The 19294-nt window shown below is 74.0% G+C and carries 20 protein-coding genes; 15 read left to right on the top strand and 5 right to left on the bottom strand.

What is annotated here, in order from left to right:
* Positions 1–134: 134 nt before the first annotated feature.
* From BLS43_RS13700 to BLS43_RS13680, 5 genes are all read left to right on the top strand, one after another.
* Entirely contained in the window at positions 135–1199 is a 1065-nt protein-coding gene (locus BLS43_RS13700) for a 3-deoxy-7-phosphoheptulonate synthase (RefSeq protein ID WP_093083773.1), read from the top strand.
* A 244-nt stretch (positions 1200–1443) separates the two neighbouring features.
* Positions 1444–1920, top strand: a complete 477-nt coding sequence (locus BLS43_RS13695) for a VOC family protein (protein WP_093083770.1) — start codon at positions 1444–1446, stop codon at positions 1918–1920.
* Positions 1921–1962: 42 nt separating this feature from the next.
* The gene (locus tag BLS43_RS13690) at positions 1963–4245 is read left to right on the top strand and encodes a UvrD-helicase domain-containing protein (protein ID WP_245707483.1); all 2283 of its coding nucleotides are present in this window, start codon (positions 1963–1965) and stop codon (positions 4243–4245) included.
* A gap of 38 nt (positions 4246–4283) precedes the next feature.
* Complete coding sequence (locus BLS43_RS13685; RefSeq protein WP_093083767.1) at positions 4284–5306, top strand: LLM class flavin-dependent oxidoreductase; 1023 nt, start codon at positions 4284–4286, stop codon at positions 5304–5306.
* Between the two features lie 78 nt (positions 5307–5384).
* The gene (locus tag BLS43_RS13680) at positions 5385–6212 is read left to right on the top strand and encodes an SCO6745 family protein (protein WP_093083764.1); all 828 of its coding nucleotides are present in this window, start codon (positions 5385–5387) and stop codon (positions 6210–6212) included.
* 153 nt (positions 6213–6365) lie between these two features.
* Here BLS43_RS13680 and BLS43_RS29380 read toward each other — a convergent pair whose 3' ends face one another.
* From BLS43_RS29380 to BLS43_RS13665, 3 genes are all read right to left on the bottom strand, one after another.
* A complete protein-coding gene (locus BLS43_RS29380; RefSeq protein ID WP_143030039.1) occupies positions 6366–6887 on the bottom strand; it encodes a hypothetical protein in 522 nt (173 codons plus the stop codon).
* Positions 6888–7074: 187 nt separating this feature from the next.
* Positions 7075–8148 (bottom strand): redox-regulated ATPase YchF, encoded by a 1074-nt coding sequence (gene ychF / locus BLS43_RS13670; RefSeq protein ID WP_093083758.1) that lies wholly within the window; start codon positions 8146–8148, stop codon positions 7075–7077.
* A 254-nt stretch (positions 8149–8402) separates the two neighbouring features.
* Positions 8403–9014: a sigma-70 family RNA polymerase sigma factor gene (locus BLS43_RS13665; protein ID WP_176921319.1), complete on the bottom strand. Its 612-nt coding sequence runs from the start codon at positions 9012–9014 to the stop codon at positions 8403–8405.
* Between the two features lie 228 nt (positions 9015–9242).
* Between BLS43_RS13665 and BLS43_RS13660 the strand changes: the two genes are divergently transcribed.
* From BLS43_RS13660 to BLS43_RS13640, 5 genes are all read left to right on the top strand, one after another.
* Entirely contained in the window at positions 9243–9752 is a 510-nt protein-coding gene (locus BLS43_RS13660; RefSeq protein ID WP_093083753.1) for a hypothetical protein, read from the top strand.
* A 64-nt stretch (positions 9753–9816) separates the two neighbouring features.
* The gene (locus BLS43_RS13655; RefSeq protein WP_245707482.1) at positions 9817–11316 is read left to right on the top strand and encodes an AlkA N-terminal domain-containing protein; all 1500 of its coding nucleotides are present in this window, start codon (positions 9817–9819) and stop codon (positions 11314–11316) included.
* A complete protein-coding gene (locus tag BLS43_RS13650) occupies positions 11313–11798 on the top strand; it encodes a methylated-DNA--[protein]-cysteine S-methyltransferase (protein ID WP_093083748.1) in 486 nt (161 codons plus the stop codon). The genes BLS43_RS13655 and BLS43_RS13650 overlap by 4 nt, the downstream gene beginning before the upstream one ends.
* Positions 11799–11894: 96 nt before the next feature.
* Positions 11895–13439 (top strand): DNA recombination protein RmuC, encoded by a 1545-nt coding sequence (locus BLS43_RS13645; RefSeq protein ID WP_218129816.1) that lies wholly within the window; start codon positions 11895–11897, stop codon positions 13437–13439.
* Positions 13436–14041 carry a DUF6542 domain-containing protein gene (locus tag BLS43_RS13640; protein ID WP_143030038.1) on the top strand — a complete coding sequence of 202 codons (606 nt, stop codon included), beginning with the start codon at positions 13436–13438 and terminating at the stop codon, positions 14039–14041. Before BLS43_RS13645 ends, BLS43_RS13640 begins: the two co-directional genes overlap by 4 nt.
* On the opposite strand, the gene BLS43_RS13635 is transcribed toward BLS43_RS13640, so the two are convergent.
* On the bottom strand, positions 13971–14927 hold the full coding sequence (locus BLS43_RS13635) for a 4-hydroxy-3-methylbut-2-enyl diphosphate reductase (protein ID WP_093083743.1): 957 nt from the start codon (positions 14925–14927) through the stop codon (positions 13971–13973). The genes BLS43_RS13640 and BLS43_RS13635 overlap by 71 nt on opposite strands.
* Before the next feature lie 104 nt (positions 14928–15031).
* Between BLS43_RS13635 and BLS43_RS13630 the strand changes: the two genes are divergently transcribed.
* The 3 genes from BLS43_RS13630 to BLS43_RS13620 are packed head-to-tail and all read left to right on the top strand — an operon-like array spanning position 15032 to position 17047.
* The gene (locus BLS43_RS13630; protein ID WP_093083740.1) at positions 15032–15631 is read left to right on the top strand and encodes a lipid droplet-associated protein; all 600 of its coding nucleotides are present in this window, start codon (positions 15032–15034) and stop codon (positions 15629–15631) included.
* The gene (gene xseA, locus BLS43_RS13625; protein WP_093083737.1) at positions 15628–16845 is read left to right on the top strand and encodes an exodeoxyribonuclease VII large subunit; all 1218 of its coding nucleotides are present in this window, start codon (positions 15628–15630) and stop codon (positions 16843–16845) included. The genes BLS43_RS13630 and xseA overlap by 4 nt, the downstream gene beginning before the upstream one ends.
* Entirely contained in the window at positions 16838–17047 is a 210-nt protein-coding gene (locus BLS43_RS13620) for an exodeoxyribonuclease VII small subunit (RefSeq protein WP_093083734.1), read from the top strand. Before xseA ends, BLS43_RS13620 begins: the two co-directional genes overlap by 8 nt.
* Here BLS43_RS13620 and BLS43_RS13615 read toward each other — a convergent pair.
* Positions 17028–17411, bottom strand: coding sequence for a MerR family transcriptional regulator (locus tag BLS43_RS13615; RefSeq protein WP_245707481.1), 384 nt, complete (start codon positions 17409–17411; stop codon positions 17028–17030). The genes BLS43_RS13620 and BLS43_RS13615 overlap by 20 nt on opposite strands.
* Positions 17412–17443: 32 nt before the next feature.
* On the opposite strand from BLS43_RS13615, the gene BLS43_RS13610 reads away from it, so the two are divergent.
* Both BLS43_RS13610 and BLS43_RS13605 read left to right on the top strand, forming a co-directional pair.
* Positions 17444–18196 carry an SDR family NAD(P)-dependent oxidoreductase gene (locus tag BLS43_RS13610; protein WP_093083731.1) on the top strand — a complete coding sequence of 251 codons (753 nt, stop codon included), beginning with the start codon at positions 17444–17446 and terminating at the stop codon, positions 18194–18196.
* 110 nt (positions 18197–18306) lie between these two features.
* On the top strand, positions 18307–19245 hold the full coding sequence (locus BLS43_RS13605; RefSeq protein ID WP_245707480.1) for an alpha/beta hydrolase: 939 nt from the start codon (positions 18307–18309) through the stop codon (positions 19243–19245).
* Positions 19246–19294: the final 49 nt, after the last annotated feature.

Here is a 19294-nt window from a genome sequence, read left to right as displayed (position 1 = left end):
CCGATACTGGTTTAGCGAGCCGGCCCGGGATGGGTCGGCACGCACCATGCTGCGCTGACCACACCATCCCCGCGAGAGCCGGAAACCCGTTCGGGCCGGCTCGCCAGGGTCGGTCCGTGAAAGGACCCCCTGAGATGTCACCCCTCGATACGCGCGCCACGCTGGACGCCCACCGCACCGTCCGGATGAGCCCGCTGCTGTCCCCCGCCCTGCTGCGGGACGAGCTGCCCGTGGACGACCGGGCGGCGAGCGTCGTCACCCGCGGCCGGGCGGACGTCGTCGACATCCTCGACGGCCGAGACGACCGCCTGCTCGTGGTCGTCGGCCCCTGCTCGATCCACGATCCCGAGGCGGCGCTCGACTACGCGCAGCGGCTGGCGGCACGGGCGGAGCGGCTCTCCGGGGACCTGTGCGTGGTCATGCGGACGTACTTCGAGAAGCCGCGGTCGACCGTCGGCTGGAAGGGCCTGATCAACGACCCCGGGCTCGACGAGACCTTCGACGTCAACCGCGGCCTGCGCACCGCGCGCAGGCTGCTGCTCGACATCACGGCCCTGGGCCTGCCCGTGGGGTGCGAGTTCCTCGACCCGATCACTCCGCAGTTCCTCTCCGACATCGTGACCTGGGGGTCCATCGGTGCCCGGACGGCCGCCTCGCAGGTCCATCGCCAGCTGGTCAGCGCACTGTCCATGCCGGTCGGGATCAAGAACGGCACGGACGGGGACGTCCAGGTCGCCGTCGACGGCATCGGCGCCGCCGCCGCGTCGCACGTGTTCATGGGGATCAACGCGGACGGCCTGGCCGCGCTCGTGCGCACCACCGGCAACCCGGACGCCCACGTGATCCTGCGCGGCGGCTCGGCCGGCCCGAACCACACCGCGGCCGACCTCGCCGCGACCCGCGACCTGCTCGCCCGGGCGGGCCTGCCCCAGCGGGTGGTCGTCGACGCCAGCCACGGCAACTCCGGCAAGGACCACGTCCGCCAGGCCGAGGTCGTGCGCGAGATCGCGGCGCGGATCGAGGGCGGCGACACCGGCGTGACCGGCCTGATGATGGAGAGCTTCCTCGAGGCGGGCAACCAGCCGCTCTCGGGCGAGCTGACCTACGGCAAGTCCATCACCGACAAGTGCATGGACTGGGCGACCACCGAGACCCTGCTCGACGACCTGGCCGCCGCCGTCCGCACCCGGCGCCGCTGACCGCGGGGTCCACCGGCCGGGGTCCCGCTCGGCGCGGTGGGCCCCGGGCCGCGGGCGCGCCCAGGGGCTGGACCGGCCACACGTCGTGGCGCACGACGTCGGCGGGGTCGTCTCCCTGCGGACCCACCTCGTCGAGGGTCGGGACTACGCCTCGCTGCTGCTGGTCGACCATCTGCGCAGCCGGCTCGCCGAGGTCGCCCGCTAGCGGACGGAACCCGGCCGCAATGGCGGCCATCCTGGGTCCATGCTGCTACCGACCGACGAGGTGCCGCGCGCGGGCGCGGTGCTCAACCCGTTCGTGATCGTGGACGACGCCGCGGGCTTCCTGGAGTTCGTGATCTCCGTCTTCGAGGTGTCCGAGACCGCGGAGGCCCGGACCCCGATGCCCGACGGATCGCTGATCCACGCCGAGGCCCGCGTGGGCGACGTGGACCTGATGGTGGCCGACCGCCGCGAGGGGTGGCCCGCCCGACCGGCATTGCTGCAGGTCTGGGTGCGCGACGTGGCGGAGGTGCTCGCCCGGGGCGAGGCCCGCGGGGCCGAGGTGGTGACGCCGCCGACGCCCTTCTACGGCGAGACGACGCTGGGCCGGATGCTGGATCCGTGGGACACGGTGTGGTGGCTCTACGCCCCGGCACCGGGCCGGCCGGACCCCGAGTGGGGGTCCGAGGTGTTCACGACCCTGGACAGGGCGATGCGTGCTCTCGGCACGGAAAAATGAAGGATCATTGCCCGAGAACGGGCGGAAAAGCTATCCTGACGGGTGCGATCAGCGCAGCACCAAGCCAGCGTCCGTTTTCAGGATAGCACGCCCGGGGGGCACGTAACCAGACCCGAAGTCAAGGCCGATGTCGAGGCGGAGATCGAGCTCGAGACGACCCGACTCCACCACCTGCACCAGCTGCTGCGCGACGAGCTCGCCGCGGCCTCGGCCCGGGCCCGCGGCTCGCTGGGCGCCGAGACCGGTGGCGAGCTCAGTGCCCGCTACGAGCGGGACGTCTCGGTCCACCGCTGGTCGGACCGGGTCCGGGCGTTGACCGCCGCCCGTTCCGGGCTCTGCTTCGGCCGGCTCGACGGCACCGACGGGGCCACCACCTACGTCGGTCGGATCGGGCTCACCGACCCCGCGGACGGGGAGAGCGCCCTGCTCGACTGGCGGGCGCCCGCGGCCCGGCCCTTCTACTGCGCGACCCTGGCGGAACCGCTCGGAGTGGTGCGCAGGCGCCATTTCCAGATCGCCGGGACCGCCCCCGCGGAGCGGATTCTGGACTTCCACGACGACGTGTTCGCGGCGAGCGCGGATTCCGGCCACGCGTCGGATCCCGCCCTGCTCGCCGCACTGAAGGCGCCGCGCAGCTCCACCATGCGGGACATCGTCTCCACCATCCAGGCGGAGCAGGACGCGATCATCCGGCTCCCGCTGTCCGGCACCGTCGTGATCGAGGGCGGGCCGGGGACGGGCAAGACCGCCGTCGCCCTGCACCGGGCGGCCTACCTGCTCTACAGCCACCGGGAACGCCTGGCGCGCAGCGGCGTGCTCGTCGTCGGCCCGAGCGCGGGTTTCGTGCGGTACGTCGGCGGGGTGCTGCCCGCGCTGGGCGAGTCGGCCGTCGTGTTCACGACGCCGGGCAGGCTCGCGCACGGCGTGGTCGCGACCGCGCTGGACGAGCCCGAGACCGCCCGGATCAAGGGCGACCTCGCGATGATCGACGTGCTGCGACGGGCCGTCGAGGACCGCCAGGAGCTGCCCGGGTCCCCGCTGGAGATCGAGCTGGAGGACGTGACCGTCACGGTGGACCGGGCGCTGGCCGCCGAGGCCCGCTGCCGGGCCCGCGGCACCGGGCTGGTGCACAACGCCGCCCGCGCCACCTTCCGGGACGTGCTCGGCGGGCTGCTCGTCGACCAGGGGCTGCAGCGGCTCGACCGGACCCTCGAGGACCCGCCCGAGCTCGTCGAGATGCTCCGCGACCTGGGCATCCCGGACGTCGAGCCCGAGGGCGCGGCGGAGCTGGACGCCGAGCTGCGGGCCGACCTGCGCCACGAGCTGCGGACGAACGCGGACTTCCACGACGCCGTCGAGCAGCTGTGGCCGGTGCTGGGCGCCGGGCAGGTCCTGCGGGACCTGTTCGCCTCCGCCGCGCGCCTCGCCGCGGCCGGGGCGTCGCCGGTGCTGGGTCGGCCCGCGCACGCACCGTGGACGGTGTCCGACGCCCCGCTGCTCGACGAGCTCGCCGAGCTGCTCGGCGAGCCCCCGGTGCCCGTCCGGCGCGCGGAGGACCCGGAGAGTGCGTACGCCGCCGAGGTGCTGGCGATCATCGAGTCGGCCGACCGGAACCTCGCGGGCGAGGACCCGGACGAGCTGCGCCCCACGGACTTCGTCACGGCGGACGTCCTGGCCGCTCGGCACGTCCCGGACCACCTCGCGAGCGTGGCCGAGCGCGCGGCGGGCGACCGGGACTGGCGGTACGGGCACCTCGTCGTCGACGAGGCCCAGGAGCTGTCCGCCATGGACTGGCACGTGCTCCTGCGGCGCTGTCCGTCGCGCTCCATCACCGCCGTGGGGGACCTCGCGCAGCGCAGCGCGCCCGCCGGGGCCGCCGCCTGGGCGGACGTGCTCGGCCCCCACCTGGCCGACCGGTGGACCTATCGCACGCTCACCGTGAACTACCGGACGCCGTCGGAGATCATGGACCTCGCCGCCGAGGTGCTGGCCGAGTTCGCCCCGGACCGGGAGCCCGCCCGCTCCGTCCGCTCGACGGGCGAGCAGCCGTGGGAGCGCACGGTCCCCGCCGCCGAGGTGCGGGCGCTGGTCGAGGCGGAGGCCGCGGCGCTCACCGAGGGGACCCTCGCGGTCATCGCCGCGGACCCCACCGGACTGGAGGGGGCACCCGTCGAGCTCCACACCCCCGTCTCGGCGAAGGGCCTGGAGTTCGACGCCGTGGTGATCGTGGACCCCGAGGAGATCCGCCGCCGCAACCCCGCCGACCTGTACGTCTCGCTCACCCGCGCCACCCGGCGCCTGGGGCTCGTCCACGTGCGGCGATGACGGGGAATGAGAGACCGCAGATGGTTGTTCGTTCAACTGTGAAGAACATCGGGTTCCTGTCCTTCGGGCACTGGGCGGACTCCCCGCACTCCATGGTGCGGTCGGCCCAGGATTCCCTGCTCCAGTCGATCGAGCTCGCCGTGGCCGCCGAAGAGGTGGGCGCGGACGGCGCCTACTACCGGGTGCACCACTTCGCGCAGCAGCTCGCGTCGCCGTTCCCGCTGCTCAGCGCCGCGGCCGCGCGCACGAACCGGATCGAGCTGGGCACCGGTGTGATCGACATGCGCTACGAGAACCCGCTCTACATGGCCGAGGACGCGGGCGCGGCCGACCTGATCTCGAGCGGCAGGCTGCAGCTCGGCATCAGCCGGGGCAGCCCCGAGCAGGTCATCGACGGGTTCCGGTACTTCGGGTACGAGCCCTACGCCTCGGACCCGGCGGGTGCGGAGCTGGCGCGCGAGCACACGGCGAAGTTCCTGGAGGTGCTCTCCGGGGAGGGTTTCGCCCGGCCCAACCCGCGGCCGATGTTCCCCAACCCGCCCGGCCTGCTGCGCGTCGAGCCGTACGCCCCCGGGCTGCGCGACCGCATCTGGTGGGGCGCCGGGAGCCGCGCGACGGCGGAGTGGACGGCCCAGCAGGGCATGAACCTGATGAGCTCCACCCTCCTCACCGAGGACACCGGGGTGCCCTTCCACCAGCTGCAGGCCGAGCAGATCCAGCGCTACCGGGACGCGTGGAAGGCCGCCGGACACAGCCGCGAACCGCGGGTGTCGGTGAGCCGCAGCATCTTCCCGATCGTCAGCGACCTGGACAAGCAGCTGTTCTGGCGGGAGCGGCACAGCACCGACCAGGTCGGCCACCTCGAGGGCGGCAACGCCCGCTTCGGCAAGACCTACGCGGGCGAGCCGGACAAGCTCGTCGCCGAGCTCGCCGAGGACGAGGCCATCGCCGCGGCCGACACGCTGCTCCTGACGGTCCCGAACCAGCTGGGCGTCGACTACAACGCCCACGTGCTCGAGAGCGTCCTGACGCACGTCGCCCCGGAGCTGGGCTGGCGTTGATCGGAGGGAGGGCGAGGCACACGCCTCGCCCCTTCCCGTTCCGCGATGAGTTCGGGCGGCGCGCGCGGTCGGAGGGGCATGACATCCACCGCGCGCCGCATGTTCGAGCTCCTCGAGCCGATCTGCCTGGTCACCTTCCTCGCCGACGAGTGCAACGTGGAGCTGGCCGCGCTCGGCCACCGCACCTACTGGGACGGGTACTTCGCCAGTCGGGCCGCACCGCTCGGCCGGGTGCCGGCGGAGGTCGTGCACGCCGCGTTCTACAACTTCGGAGACGGCGAGGCCGCGCGACACATCCCCAGCGCCTGGGAGACGGCGACCCCCGAGGCGTCGCTCGCCGCGCGCGAGCGGGGCAGCGCCGCCTCGGTGCGGCGGATCCTCGGCGCGGAGCTCGCCTGCTCACCCGGCCTGGTGCGCGCCGCCGACCTGACCACGAAGGCCGCCACGAGCGCGCCGACGCACGGCCGCGTGATGTATGCGGGCATGCGCACCGTGCCCGTGCCGAGCGACCCGGTCGCCCGCCTCTGGCACTCCGCCACCATGCTGCGCGAACACCGGGGCGACGGACACAACGCCGTCCTGCTCGCCGAGGGCGTCGACGGCGGGGAGGCCCACGTGCTCTCCGCCCTCGAGTTCGGCATCCATCCGCCCGAGTCCTTCGGACGCATCCACCACCTCCCCCAGCGGCGGCTGCGCGAGATCATGAGCGGCCTGCGGGAGCGTGGGCTCGTCGACGCCGACGGCCGGTTCACCGACGAGGGCCGGGCGACCAAGCAGCGCATCGAGGACCGCACCGACGCCCTCGCCGCCGCCCCCTACGCCGCCCTGTCCCCCACCGAGCTCGCCGAGCTGACCAGCACCCTCGAACCCCTCACCGCGACGCTGGTGGCGGCGGGATCGCGGTGAGGGGTGCTCCCTAGACGGTGAAGCGGAACCATCTCCTCGCGCTCCTGACCTGCACAGTGTCTGCGTGCACCCACTCTGACCTGCTCATTGCTTGTCGGCGGTCACTGACAACCATCGGGGGTTGTCCATGCTTCTGCGGACCTCGCGGACCGGTCATTGCTGCTTCGCGGTCCAGGTCCAGGTGCGGCCCTGGATGTTCGAGGCGGTACCCGAGATCACGCCGTCCCCTACCGTGCCGATGTAGGTCGCGTAGCCGCCGCTGGTCTTCATGACAAGCTGGTCGCCGGTCTGAGCCCAGGTGTCATCGTCGCCGCCGAACGAGCCGTTGGGGCTCTGGTACGCGTACCTGCCGCCGGGGTTGAACGTGTAAACGTAAGCGTCGCCGTCGGAGTCGGTGCCAGCCCAGGACGTCCCCTCGATCACGGTGACCCCGGCCGGGATCGGCACTGCGCTGCCGGTTGCGCTCGGGGCGGGAGTTTCCGCGGCGCCGGCGGCCGTTGAGACAGGAGTGGCCGCCGATGTGGGAGCCGTGGCAGGTGTCACGGCGGTCGACGCCGCTACCGTCTCGGGCCTGTCCTTCACGGCCTCGGCTGCGGCACCGCAACCGGTGACCAGCGAGGTGGCGAGAGCGAGGAGGGCGGCGGACGTCGCGAGACGGCGGTGGGGAGGGCGCACGGCAACCTTCTCGATGTCGCCCTCTTGGCTGTTACAGCAGCTCAACGGCAACAAGGCGTCCGAGTCCGGCTGACAGACGTTCGAGTCCCCTCAGCGGGAACCGTGCGCTGTCGGGGTGGTTCGACAACGCAGCCACCTCGCCCGGAGTCTCGCGATAACGCCCCGGTCGTGATGCCCGGCTCAACCACTAGACGTTGAACCGGAACTCGACCACGTCTCCGTCCTGCATCACGTAGTCCTTGCCCTCCATGCGCACCTTGCCCGCGGCCTTGGCGGCGGCCATGGAGCCGGCTTCGACGAGGTCGTCGAAGGAGACGATCTCGGCCTTGATGAAGCCCTTCTCGAAGTCCGAGTGGATCACGCCGGCGGCCTGGGGGGCGGTGTCGCCCTGGTGGATCGTCCAGGCCCGGGCCTCCTTGGGGCCCGCGGTCAGGTAGGTCTGCAGGCCGAGGGTGCGGAAGCCCGCGCGGGCCAGCGAGTAGAGGCCGGGCTCGGGCTGGCCGATGGACTCCAGCAGCTCGCGCGCGGACTCCTCGTCCAGCTCCAGCAGCTCGGACTCGACCTTCGCGTCCAGGAAGGCCGCCTCGGCCGGGGCGACCAGGTCGGTCAGCTCCTTGCGCCTGGCGTCGTCGGTGAGCACGCCCTCGTCCGCGTTGAACACGTAGAGGAAGGGCTTGGTGGTGAGCAGGGTCAGCTCGCGCAGCGGCTCGGCATCCACCTTCGCGGCGAACAGGGTCCTCCCACCGTTCAGCACCTCGACGGCGGCCTCCGCGGCCTCGAGGACGACCTTGCGGTCCTTCTGCATCCGCGCCTCCTTGGTCAGGCGCGGCACCGCCTTCTCCAGGGTCTGCAGGTCGGCGAGGATCAGCTCGGTCGCGATGGTCTCGATGTCCGACGCCGGGTCCACGCGGCCGTCGACGTGCACCACGTCGTCGTCGGTGAAGACCCGGACGACCTGGCAGATCGCGTCCGACTCGCGGATGTTGGCGAGGAACTTGTTGCCGAGGCCCGCGCCCTCGCTGGCCCCCTTCACGATCCCGGCGATGTCGACGAAGGACACGGTGGCGGGCACGACCTTGGCGGAGGCGAACATCTCGGCCAGCGTGTCGAGGCGGGAGTCCGGCAGCGGCACCACCCCGACGTTCGGCTCGATGGTGGCGAACGGGTAGTTCGCCGCGAGCACGTCGTTGCGCGTCAGGGCGTTGAACAGGGTCGACTTGCCGACGTTGGGCAGCCCGACGATGCCGAGGGTGAGGGACACGGACAACCAGGGTAGACGGGGTGCAGCGCCTGGTACCGGGGTCCCCCTCGGCCCGGCGACCGACGCGGCGGGAGGACGGCCCCGCCGGCTCCGGACCCCTCGTCCCGGAGCCGGCGTGGCGTCCTCCCCCTTGCCCGGTCCGCCGCTCCCCAGAGACGGGCCGGGTCGTGCCGCCCCGCGCCGTCCCCACGGCGGTCGGGGCATCGCCCGTGCGCGGACCGGCTCCCCGGTCGGCCCGCGCGACGGGCGTGGTCTCAGGCCATCGCCGGCTGCCGCACCGGCCGATCGGCCAGATAGCGGCGCAGCGAGGCCAGCGCGCGATGCTGGGTCACCCGCACCGAGCCGGGCGTGGAGCCGAGCAGGGCGGCGGTCTCGATGGCCGAGCGGCCCTCGATCAGCCGCAGCCGCAGGACGTCCCGGTGCCGCTCGGGCAGCCTGCCCAGCAACCGCTGGACCATCGCGGCCTGCTCGGCGCGCACCGTCAGCTCGTCCGGCGCGTCGTCCGTGCCGACCCCGTCCGGGACGGTGTCGGTCAGGTCGATCCGCGAGATGCGGCTGCGCCGCACCGTGTCGATGATCTTGTTCCGGGCGATGGTGAACGCGAAGGCGAGCAGCGGCCCGGCGTCGTGGTCGAAGGTCGGCAGCGCCCGGAGCAGCGCGATCAGCGTGTCCTGGGCCATGTCCTCGGCGGAGGTGGCGTCCCCCGCGCCGGTCGCGAGGCGGGACCTGCAGTAGCGCAGCACCGGCGGGTGCAGGGCCGCCATGAGCTCCTGGCAGGCGGCCCGGTCACCGGTGGCGGCGGCGCGGCCCAGCCGGTCGATCCGGCCCAGGTCGGCCGCGGACTCGGTGCGGGTCGTGGAGAGCATGGCGGTCCTTCCGGTGTGATCGTGACACCGAGAAGAGTGCTCCGCAGGGGGCCCGCGATACATCCGGGGAACCACCGAGATCGTCGCGTGCCACCCCATGCCCCGAAGTGGGGTTACCCCTACCCCCGTTCGCCACTCCGTCGAGTGTTACTACGACGAATGGGCTAACAACGAGTACTCCGTTCGCGATGGGTCTCGTGTACGGCAGCACGGGACGAGGGGGACGACATGGGGTTCGAGCAGGTGGTGCGCATCGCGGTGGCCGGGACGGTGCTGGGAGCCCTCTCCACGACGTCGTACGCCGCGGTGTCGTTGACCTCCGTCCCGGCGGTGCCGATCCCGACCCCGACGTTCGACGCCGGGTCGCCCGCGCCGGACCCCGAGGACGGGCCGCCGATGGACGGCCCGCACCTCCCGGTGAACCCGGAGCCCGTCGACGGCGCCGCGATCGTCGCGGCCGCCGTCGCGCCGGCACTGGAGGCCACTCGCGCGGCCGCTGCCCCGGTCACCGCCCCGGTCTCCGCCCCGGCGCCGGCCCCGGTGCGCACCGTGGCCCTCCCCCGCGCGGTGCACCAGGCCACCCCGGTGGTGGCCCCCGTCGTGGCGGCACCCGTCGTGGAGGTGCCTCGCGTGCGGGAGGTCCGGCTGCCCCGTGCGGTCCGCGACCAGGTCCGGCTCGCCTGCGGACTGGACCTGCTCGACGACGAGCTGTGCGGCTGGGGCGGACCGGCCCGGTAGCCCGGCCACGGCCGTGTCCGATTCCCGCGAGAATCCCCCTTGGGGGCGTGGCAGAGTCGGTGCCGTGCTGGAGGTCAGACCCCTGGATACCGAGCGCTGCTACCGCGCCGTCGCCTCGCGCGACGCCCGGTTCGACGGCGTGTTCATCACGGCGGTGCGGACCACCGGCATCTACTGCCGGCCCTCGTGCCCCGCCACCACCCCGCGGCTGCGCAACGTGGAGTTCTTCACCACCGCGGCGGCCGCCCAACAGAACGGGTACCGCGCCTGCAGGCGCTGCCTGCCCGATGCCGTCCCCGGCTCACCGGACTGGAACAGCCGCTCCGACCTCGCGGCGCGCGCGATGCGGCTGATCGCGGACGGCGTCGTCGAGCGGACCGGCGTGGCCGGGCTCGCCGCCCGACTCGGCTACTCCGAGCGGCACCTGACCCGGATCGTCACGGCCGAGCTCGGCGCGGGGCCCCTGGCGCTGGCCAGGGCGCACCGCGCGCACACCGCGCGGCTGCTGATCGAGACGACGCCGATGGCGATGGCGGACATCGCCTTCGCCGCGGGGTTCGCCAGCGTCCGGCAGTTCAACGACACCGTGCGCGAGGTCTACGCCGTGACCCCGAGCGTGCTGCGCCGGGAGAGCGCCCGACGGGGCACGACCCCGGTTGCGGGCACGCTGTCACTGCGGCTGCCCCACCGTCAGCCGTTCGACGCCGCCGGGCTGCTGGCGCACTTCGCGGGTCGAGCCCTCGACGGCCTCGAGTCCGTCGTGGACGGCGTCTACCGGCGGACCCTGCGCCTGCCCCACGGTCCGGGCACCGTGGCCCTGCACCTGGGCGACCACACCCCCGGTCACGTGCGGGCCGATCTGCGGCTCGCCGAGCCGCGGGACCTCGGCCCCGCCGTCGCCCGGCTGCGGCGACTGCTCGACCTGGACGCCGACCCGATCGCCGTCGACACGGTGCTGGCCGAGGACCCGGCGCTGGCCGCTGCGGTCGCCGTCGTGCCCGGGATCCGCCTGCCCGGGGCGGCGGACGGGCTGGAGATCGCCGTCAAAGCCCTGCTGGGACAACAGGTCTCGGTCGGTGCGGCACGGACGACCGGGGCCCGCCTGGTCGCCCGCCTCGGGGAGGCGGTCCCGCTCGACCTCACCGACACCGAGGTGGGCGGCGCGGCGGACGCATCCCCCGCGCTGCTGTTCCCCTCCGCCGCGAGTCTCGCCGAGGCGGAGATCCCCGGGCCCGCCCGACGGGCGGCGGCCGTCCGGGGGCTGGCCGCGGCCGTCGCGGACGGCTCGCTCGTCCTCGACGCCGGGCGCGACCCGGCCGGGCTGCGCACCGATCTGGAGGCGCTGCCCGGCGTCGGGCCGTGGACGGCCGGGTACGTCGCGATGCGGCTGCTCGGCGACCCCGACGAACCCCTCGTGTCCGATCTCGCGGTCCGGCGCGGCGCCGCGGCCCTCGGACTGGGTACGGGCGGGCGAACCACCGATCCCGCCGCCCTCGCCGACCACGCCCTGGCCTGGCGCCCCTGGCGGTCCTACGCCGCCCAGCATCTCTGGAGGCACGCATGAGTGAGTACCAGACCCTCGACACGCCCGACGGCCCGTTCACGATCGTCGCCACCGACGGCGCCGTGCTGGCCAGTGGCTGGACCGCGTCGCTCGACGACCTGGTCCCGTTGGTGCACAGCAGCATTCGTCCGTCCATGGTGGATCCCGGTGTCGTGGGAGCCGCCGCCGAGGCGGTCACCGCGTACTACGCGGGCGAGCTCGGCGCCGTCGCCGCGGTGCCCGTGCGGCAGCGGTCCGGCGCGTTCCTGGAACACGCCTGGGAGGTGCTGCGCGGCGTCCCGGCGGGTGCACCGGTGACCTACACGGAGTACGCCGCGAAGGCGGGGCGCCCGGCGGCGGTGCGCGCGGCGGCGAGCGCCTGCGCCCGCAACTCCGCGGCCCTGTTCGTCCCCTGCCACCGCGTGCTGCGCACCGACGGCACCCTGGGCGGCTTCCGCTGGGGCGTGGAGGTCAAACGCTCCCTGCTGGCCCGAGAGTCCTGACCCCCGTGAGTGGCGATAGTCGCTATAGCGACTATCGCCACTCACGGGGCGGGTGGGTCCACGGAACTGTCGGGGGTCGGGTGCAGAGTTGCACGCGTGGAACTCGCGAACGCCGTGCCGCTCCTGCTCGCCGGGCTCCTGCTCGGGCTGGCGATCGGGGCGGGGCTGGCCTGGTTGCTGCTCGGCGCCCGGCACCGGGTGGCGGCGGCCGAGGCCGCGCGCGCGGCCACCACCGCGTCCGCGGGGGCGCGGGCGGAGGCCGCGGCGGCCAAGGCCGAGCGGACCGGGCTCCTGGAACGCATCGAGGACCTGCACGAGGAGCTGCAGACGGCCACCGAGCGGCTGCGCCGCGCGGAGTCGGACGTGGCGGCCACCCGCGCCGCGCTGCAGACCGAGCGCGAGGGCGCCCTGGACCGGGAGCGCATGCTCGCGGCGCGGGACGCGGAGCTCCGCGAGAGCTTCCGGGCGCTGTCCGCGGAGGCGTTGTCCCGCAACAACGAGCAGTTCGTCAGCCTCGCGGAGGGGCGGATCCGGGAGGCCGCGGCGGCGTTGCACGCCAAGGCCGAGCAGGACGAGGCGGCCCGCAGCACCGCGATCGGCAAGCTCCTGGACCCGATGGCCGCGGCCCTGCAGCGGGTCGAGGGCCAGCTGCGCACGGTCGAGAAGGAGCGCGAGTCGGCCTACGCGGGGCTCGTCGAACAGGTGAAGGCGATGGCGCAGGACTCGGAGCGGCTGCGCACCGAGACGAAGCAGCTCGTCACCGCGCTGCGGGCGCCGCAGGTCCGCGGCCGCTGGGGCGAGCTGCAGCTGGAACGGATCGTGCAGCTGGCCGGCATGGTCGAGCACTGCGACTTCGAGACCCAGGTCTCCGCGGGCCCCGTTGGGGAGGGCGTGCGGCCGGACATGATCGTGCACCTCGCAGGCGGCAAGCAGGTCGTCGTCGACGCGAAGGTGCCGTTCGCGGCGTACCTGGAGGCCGTGGAGACCGCGGACCCGGCGCGGCACACCGAGCGGCTGTCCGCGCACGCCCGCCAGCTGCGCGCGCACGTGGACCAGCTCAACGGCAAGGCGTACTGGCAGTCGTTCGAGCCGACGCCCGAGTTCGTGGTGCTGTTCGTCCCCGGCGACCCGTTCCTCGAGGCGGCGCTGCGGGCGGACCCGGCGCTGCTCGAGCACGCGTTCGCGAAGAACGTCGTGATCGCCACCCCGACCACGCTGATCGCGTTGCTGCGCACCGTCGCCTACGGCTGGCGGCAGGAGGCCCTGGCGCGCAACGCCCAGCAGGTCCACCAGCTGGGCCGCGAGCTGCACGGGCGGCTGGCGACGATGGGCACGCACGTCGCGAAGCTCGGCCGCAGCCTCGACGGGGCGGTGGAGAGCTACAACCGCACGGTGTCGTCCCTGGAGGCCAGGGTCCTGGTCACCGCGCGGCGGCTCACCGAGCTGCGGGTGAGCGACGAGGAGCTGGAGGCGCCCGCGCCCGTCGAGCGGGTGCCGCGGGCGGTGTCGGCGCCGGAGCTCGTCGCCTCGGCGGGCGAGTCGCTGATCGCCCTGCACGAGCTGGTCCCGGGTGACGCGAGCCCCGACACGGGGCGCGACGGGTCCGGGCCGGACGCGGGACGGGCTACCGTGACCGGGTGACGACACGCGGCACCGGGAGACGAGACGCCGGGACACGGGGCGGCGCGGCCCGGGGGGCGGACCCCGCGCCCACCGGCTGGCCGGTGGCGGAGCGCTCGGCGCTGGCCACCGTGCTGGGCATCCCGCCCCTGGCGGCGGTCGCCCTCGCGCTGGTCCTCACCGGGCTCGGGGTGTTCATCGACGTGCTGCGGATCGGCACGGTGGGCGCGGTGTTCTCGATCGCCTACGTGCTCGGCTGTGTCCTGGCCGTCACCTGGGTGCGGCGCCGCAACCTGTTCGGTCCGATGGTCCAGCCGCCGCTGCTCGCGGCCGTGCTGATCCCGGTGGTCGTGCTGCTCGTGGGGCGGTCGGGCGGCGGCCTCACCGAGACCGTGCTGATGATCGGCGCGCCGCTGGTCAACGCGTTCCCCACGATGGCGGTCGCGACCGGGCTGAGCCTGCTGATCGGGCTGGTGCGCCTCATCGTGCAGCGCACCGGCCCGGAGGACGCCCTGTCCCGCCTGGGCGGGCTGGGTGTGCGGGGTGAACCCGTCAGCGGGCGACGCGACTCGGGCGCAGCTCGCGGGGGAGGGCGAACGTCAGGGTCTCCTCGGCGGTCGTGACCTCCTCGACGGACTCCCAGCCGCGCTCGGCCAGGTAGTCCAGCACGCCGCGGACCAGCACCTCCGGCACCGAGGCGCCGCTGGTCAGCCCCACGGTCTCGACGCCGTCGAGCCACGCCTCGTCGATCTCGCGGGCGTAGTCGATCAGGTACGACGCGCCGGCGCCCGCGTTCAGCGCGACCTCGACCAGCCGCACCGAGTTCGACGAGTTCGGCGAACCCACCACCAGCACGAGATCGCAGTGCGGGGCCATGGCCTTCACCGCGACCTGGCGGTTCTGGGTGGCGTAGCAGATGTCGTCGCTCGGCGGGTTCTGCAGCGTCGGGAACTTCTCGCGCAGCGCGCCGACCGTCTCCATGGTCTCGTCCACCGACAGCGTGGTCTGCGAGAGCCAGACCACCTTCTCCGGGTCCCGCACGGTCACCTTGTCGACGTCCGCCGCGGACTCGACGAGCTGGATGTGGGCGGGGGCCTCGCCGGAGGTCCCCTCGACCTCCTCGTGGCCCTCGTGGCCGACGAGCAGGATGTCGTAGTCCTCGCGGGCGAACCGCTTGGCCTCCTGGTGGACCTTGGTGACCAGGGGGCAGGTCGCGTCGATCGTGGTGAGGGACCGGGCCTTGGCCTCGTCCCGGACCGCCGGGGACACCCCGTGCGCGGAGAACACGACGATCGCGCCCTCGGGCACCTCGTCGGTCTCGTCGACGAACACCGCGCCGCGTTCGCTCAGCGTCTCCACGACGTGCTTGTTGTGCACGATCTGCTTGCGGACGTACACGGGCGCGCCGTGCTGCTCGAGCGCCTGCTCGACCGCCTCGACCGCCCGGTCCACCCCGGCGCAGTAACCTCGGGGCTTCGCGACCAGGACCCGCTTGCCGGTACCACTCATGGGGCCCAGCGTACGGACCCGTCGCCGTGCGGGCCGCCCGACGTGAGCGGGCCGACCCGGTCCCCGAGCTGCGGGCGGCGGGGCCGACGGGGGATGATGCGCCCATGAGCCCGCTTCCGCTGCCGGTGCGGATCGCCGCCGGCCTGGCCGCGACCGCCGTCGAGCAGGCCCGCGAGCTGCCGCGCCTGGTCGTCGAGTTCCCCGTGACCGCTGTGAGCCAGGCGCTGCAGGCGTCCATGCGCGTGCAGCAGAAGGTCACCGAGCTCGCCATCAAGGGCGACCGGGCGCTGGGCTCGTTCAGCCAGGCACCCGAGTCACCCGCGTGGGCGACCTTCGACGACGAGCTGGACGACGCCGGGGACGGCGCTGCAGACCGTGCAGCAACGGACGGTGCAGCGGCGGACGGCGCGCCGGACGAGCCCGTCGTGAACGGCCACGCCGCCGTCACCCCGATCACCCCGACCACGCCGATGGAGGGGATCGAGAAGGTCGCCGAGCAGACCCTCGGCGCCGAGGCGGACACCCCGCCCGCCGTGCTCCCCGAGTACCCGGGCATGAACCTGCACCAGCTGCGCGGGCACCTGCGCAAGCTCGACCTGCCCGCGCTGCAGGCGCTCCTGATCTGGGAGACCTCGCACGAGAACCGCCCGCCGTTCGTGACCATGCTGTCCAACCGCATCACCACGGTCCACGAGAACTCGTGACGGCACCCTCCACCGAGGAGGAGCCCTGGCCGGTCCGCACGGTCAGCCGCAAGATCAGCGAGTGGATCGATCGGCTGGGCGCGGTCTGGGTCGAGGGCCAGCTCGCCCAGGTGACCGCGCGGGCGGGCACCGGCACGGCGTTCCTCACCCTGCGCGATCCCGTCGCGAACGTGTCGTTGCAGCTCACGGCCCCGATGGGGCTGGTCGCCGAGCAGCGCGAGGTGGTCGCCGAGGGCAACCGGGTGATCGTGCACGGCAGGCCCAGCTTCTTCCCCGGGCGCGGCACGCTGTCGCTGCGGGTGGACCGGATCCGGTCCGTCGGGCTCGGTGAGCTGCTGGCCCGGATCGAGCGGCTGCGCAGGCTGCTGGCCGCCGAGGGGCTGTTCGACCAGGCCCGCAAGCGGCGGCTGCCGTTCCTGCCCCGGCGGATCGGGCTGATCACCGGGCGGGCGTCGGCCGCCGAGCACGACGTCGTCTCGAACGCGCAGGCCCGCTGGCCCGCGGTGGAGTTCCGGATCGAGAACACCGCCACCCAGGGCGGGCTCGCGGTCGCGCAGATCGTGGAGGCCCTGGAGGTCCTGGACCGCGACCCCGGCGTGGACGTCATCGTGCTCGCCCGGGGCGGCGGCAGCGTCGAGGACCTGCTGCCCTTCTCCGACGAGACGCTGTGCCGGGCCGTGGCCGCCTGCCGCACCCCCGTGGTGTCGGCCATCGGGCACGAGCCGGACACCCCCCTGGTCGACCACGTCGCCGACCTGCGCTGCTCCACCCCCACCGAGGCCGGACGACGGCTGGTCCCGGACCTGGCCGAGGAGACGGCCCGGATCGCGGGGCTGCGGGACCGCGGCCGGCGCGCGCTGCACGGCTGGGTGGACCGCGAACAGCGCCTGCTGGACTCGCTGCGGGCCCGCCCGGTGCTCGCGGACCCGTTGCGGGACATGGCCCGCCGCCACGAGGAGCTGGAGCGGTTGCGCGCCTCGACCCGGGCGAGCGTGGAGCGGCGGATCGAACGGGAGGGCCGGGAGGTCGCGCACCTGCGCGCCCGCCTCACGACCCTGGGTCCCCAGGCCACCCTGGACCGCGGCTACGCGATCGTCCAGCGCGGCGGGCACGTGCTCCGGGCCGCGGCCGAGGCAGCTCCGGGGGACGCCCTGCGGATCCGGGTGGCCGAGGGGGTCCTGCGCGCGACGGTGCAGGATGGACCCGATGACTGAGCAGCCGATCGCCGAGCTCGGCTACGAGCAGGCCCGCGACGAGCTGGTCGAGGTCGTGCGCGCCCTCGAGACCGGCGGCCTCGGTCTGGACGAGTCGGTGGCGCTGTGGGAGCGCGGCGAGGCCCTGGCCAAGCGCTGCGAGGAGGCCCTGGCGGGCGCCCGCGCCCGGGTGGAGAAGGCGCTCAGCGACGCGGAGGAGTGACCGAGCCCGCCTCGAGGAACTGCTCGAGGGTGCGGCGGCGCTGCGCGATCCGCTCCTCCTGCTCCCGCAGTGCCTGCCGCACCTGTTCGGCGCGGGCCAGCAGCGCCGCGCAGTCGCCCGTCGGCCGCTCGCCCTGGGCGCAGGGCAACACGTCCCGCACGACGTCCGACGGCAGCCCCGCGCTGTACAGGTCCTGGATGAAGCGCACCGTCTCGACCGCCTCGGCGGGGTAGTCGCGGTAGCCGTTGGCCAGGCGCTCCCCCACGAGCAGCCCCTGTTCCTCGTAGTACCGCAGCGCGCGGGTGCTCACGCCGGTCGCCCTGCTCAGCTCGCCGATCCGCATCACACCAGCAAACCTTGACATTCACGTCAGCGTCAAGGTCTAGCGTCGCCGACATGACGACAGCACCACAGATGCGCGGACGGACGGCCCTGGTCACGGGGGCGTCGGGCGGGATCGGACGGGCGATCGCCGTGGAGCTCGGCGGGTACGGGGCGGACGTCGTCCTCGTCGGCCGGGACGAGAACGCCCTGACCGAGGCGGCCGCCGAGGTGCAGGCCCGCGGCGGGACGGCCCGCACGATCGCCCTCGACCTGACCGACGCCGCCGCGCCGGCGAAGCTCGCCGAGCAGGTCGGCGAGGTGGAGCTCCTGGTGAACAACGCGGGCGTGGCGCCGGGTGGGCCCTTCGTCGAGAGCGACCCGGCCGAGCTGCAGGCCATGGTCGCCCTCAACATCTCGGCGCTCACCGAACTCACGGGACTGCTACTCCCCGACATGGTCGCCCGCGGCCGCGGCAGCGTGATCAACCTGGCCAGCGTGGCCGCCTACGTCCCGGCGCCCGGCATGGCCGCGTACACGGCGTCGAAGGCGTACGTGCTCACGCTCAGCCGGATCCTGTGGGCGGAGACGCGCGGGCACGGCGTGCGGGTGGTCGCGGTCAACCCCGGAGCCACGCTCACGGCCATGAACCCGCGCGGCACCCGCACCGCCGAGCAGGTCGCCCGGCGGGCACTGGGCGCGCTCTCCGGTTCGGGTCCGGAGGTGACCGAGGGCCGGGTCAACGCCGTGCTCGGTCACCTGGTCGACCAGCTGCCCGCACGCGTCGCCGTCCCGTTGGGCGGGTGGCTGATGGCGCGATTCGGCTAGGCCCGGATCGCGAGGGGCACCCCGCTGACGATCTGGGCCTTCCGCCGGACCGGCAGGCGCCTGTCGCCGCAGCGCTGAGCCGCGACCTGCGGTTCGGTTAGTCTCCGCCGGTGCGGCCCGCCTTCGATCCCGAGCTGCGGGCGGGCCTGGCCGTCGTCGGCGGCGTGTTCCCGCCGACGATCACGCCCGAACTGATCGGGTTCATGCGGCGCTCGTACGCCTCGGCGCCGATCGCGGAGACCCTGCGCGGCAGGCGGATCACGCTGCGGGACGAGACGATGGCCGGGCACGGCGGCGACCCGATCACGGTCTCGGTCCTCTCCCCCGACGCGACCGGGCCGCGCCCCGGGATCTGCTACGCCCACTCCGGCGGGCTGATGTTCGGCGACCGGTTCTCCGGACTCGACCAGGCACTGACCTGGGTGGAGCTGTTCGGGGTGGTGCTCGTGACGGTTGAGTACCGGCTCGCCCCCGAACATCCGGACCCCGTGCCGCGCGAGGACGTCTACGCCGCGCTGGAGTGGGCCGCGCGGCTGCCGGAGATCCGCCGGGACCGGCTGCTGATCGCGGGCGCCAGCTCCGGCGGCGGCCTGGCGGCGGGTGCCGCACTGGCCGCCCGGGACCGGGACGGACCCCGCCTCTGCGGCCAGTTGCTCGACTACCCGATGCTCGACGACCGCGGCATCACCGCCTCCACCGGCCAGTTCGACGGCGTCGGCGTGTGGGACCGGGTCAGCAACGAGACGGGATGGTCGGCGCTGCTCGGCGCGGCGCGCGGCGGACCGGACGTCTCGCCGTACGCCGCCCCGGCCCGCGCCACCGACCTGCGCGGGCTGCCGCCCGCGTTCCTCGACGTGGGCGCCGCCGAGATCTTCCGCGACGAGACGATCGCCTACGCCGACGCCCTCTGGCGCGCGGGCGGCGACGCCGAGCTGCACGTCTGGGCAGGCGGGTTCCACGCCTTCGACATCTTCGCCCCGCACACCGCCCTGGCCCGGGCGATGATCCGCGCCCGCAACGCGTGGATCGAGAAGGTGCTGGCGGACTAGCGTCCCCCGGTCCGGCGGCCTGGACGGCGGGAGCGGTGGTGGCGGAGGG

Origin of the sequence: Pseudonocardia oroxyli (assembly GCF_900102195.1) — a bacterium.
Classification (GTDB): Bacteria; Actinomycetota; Actinomycetes; order Mycobacteriales; family Pseudonocardiaceae; genus Pseudonocardia; species Pseudonocardia oroxyli.
This window is presented reverse-complemented; position numbering and strand designations above follow the sequence as displayed.

Excerpts from the sequence above, each read along its gene's own strand:
- BLS43_RS13700 (WP_093083773.1), top strand. The coding sequence starts at position 135 with ATGTCACCCCTCGATACGCGCGCCACGCTGGACGCCCACCGCACCGTC.
- BLS43_RS13695 (WP_093083770.1), top strand. The coding sequence starts at position 1,444 with ATGCTGCTACCGACCGACGAGGTGCCGCGCGCGGGCGCGGTGCTCAAC.
- BLS43_RS13680 (WP_093083764.1), top strand. The coding sequence starts at position 5,385 with ATGACATCCACCGCGCGCCGCATGTTCGAGCTCCTCGAGCCGATCTGC.
- BLS43_RS13665 (WP_176921319.1), bottom strand. The coding sequence starts at position 9,014 with ATGCTCTCCACGACCCGCACCGAGTCCGCGGCCGACCTGGGCCGGATC.
- BLS43_RS13660 (WP_093083753.1), top strand. The coding sequence starts at position 9,243 with ATGGGGTTCGAGCAGGTGGTGCGCATCGCGGTGGCCGGGACGGTGCTG.
- BLS43_RS13650 (WP_093083748.1), top strand. The coding sequence starts at position 11,313 with ATGAGTGAGTACCAGACCCTCGACACGCCCGACGGCCCGTTCACGATC.
- BLS43_RS13635 (WP_093083743.1), bottom strand. The coding sequence starts at position 14,927 with ATGAGTGGTACCGGCAAGCGGGTCCTGGTCGCGAAGCCCCGAGGTTAC.
- BLS43_RS13630 (WP_093083740.1), top strand. The coding sequence starts at position 15,032 with ATGAGCCCGCTTCCGCTGCCGGTGCGGATCGCCGCCGGCCTGGCCGCG.
- BLS43_RS13620 (WP_093083734.1), top strand. The coding sequence starts at position 16,838 with ATGACTGAGCAGCCGATCGCCGAGCTCGGCTACGAGCAGGCCCGCGAC.
- BLS43_RS13615 (WP_245707481.1), bottom strand. The coding sequence starts at position 17,411 with ATGTCAAGGTTTGCTGGTGTGATGCGGATCGGCGAGCTGAGCAGGGCG.
- BLS43_RS13610 (WP_093083731.1), top strand. The coding sequence starts at position 17,444 with ATGACGACAGCACCACAGATGCGCGGACGGACGGCCCTGGTCACGGGG.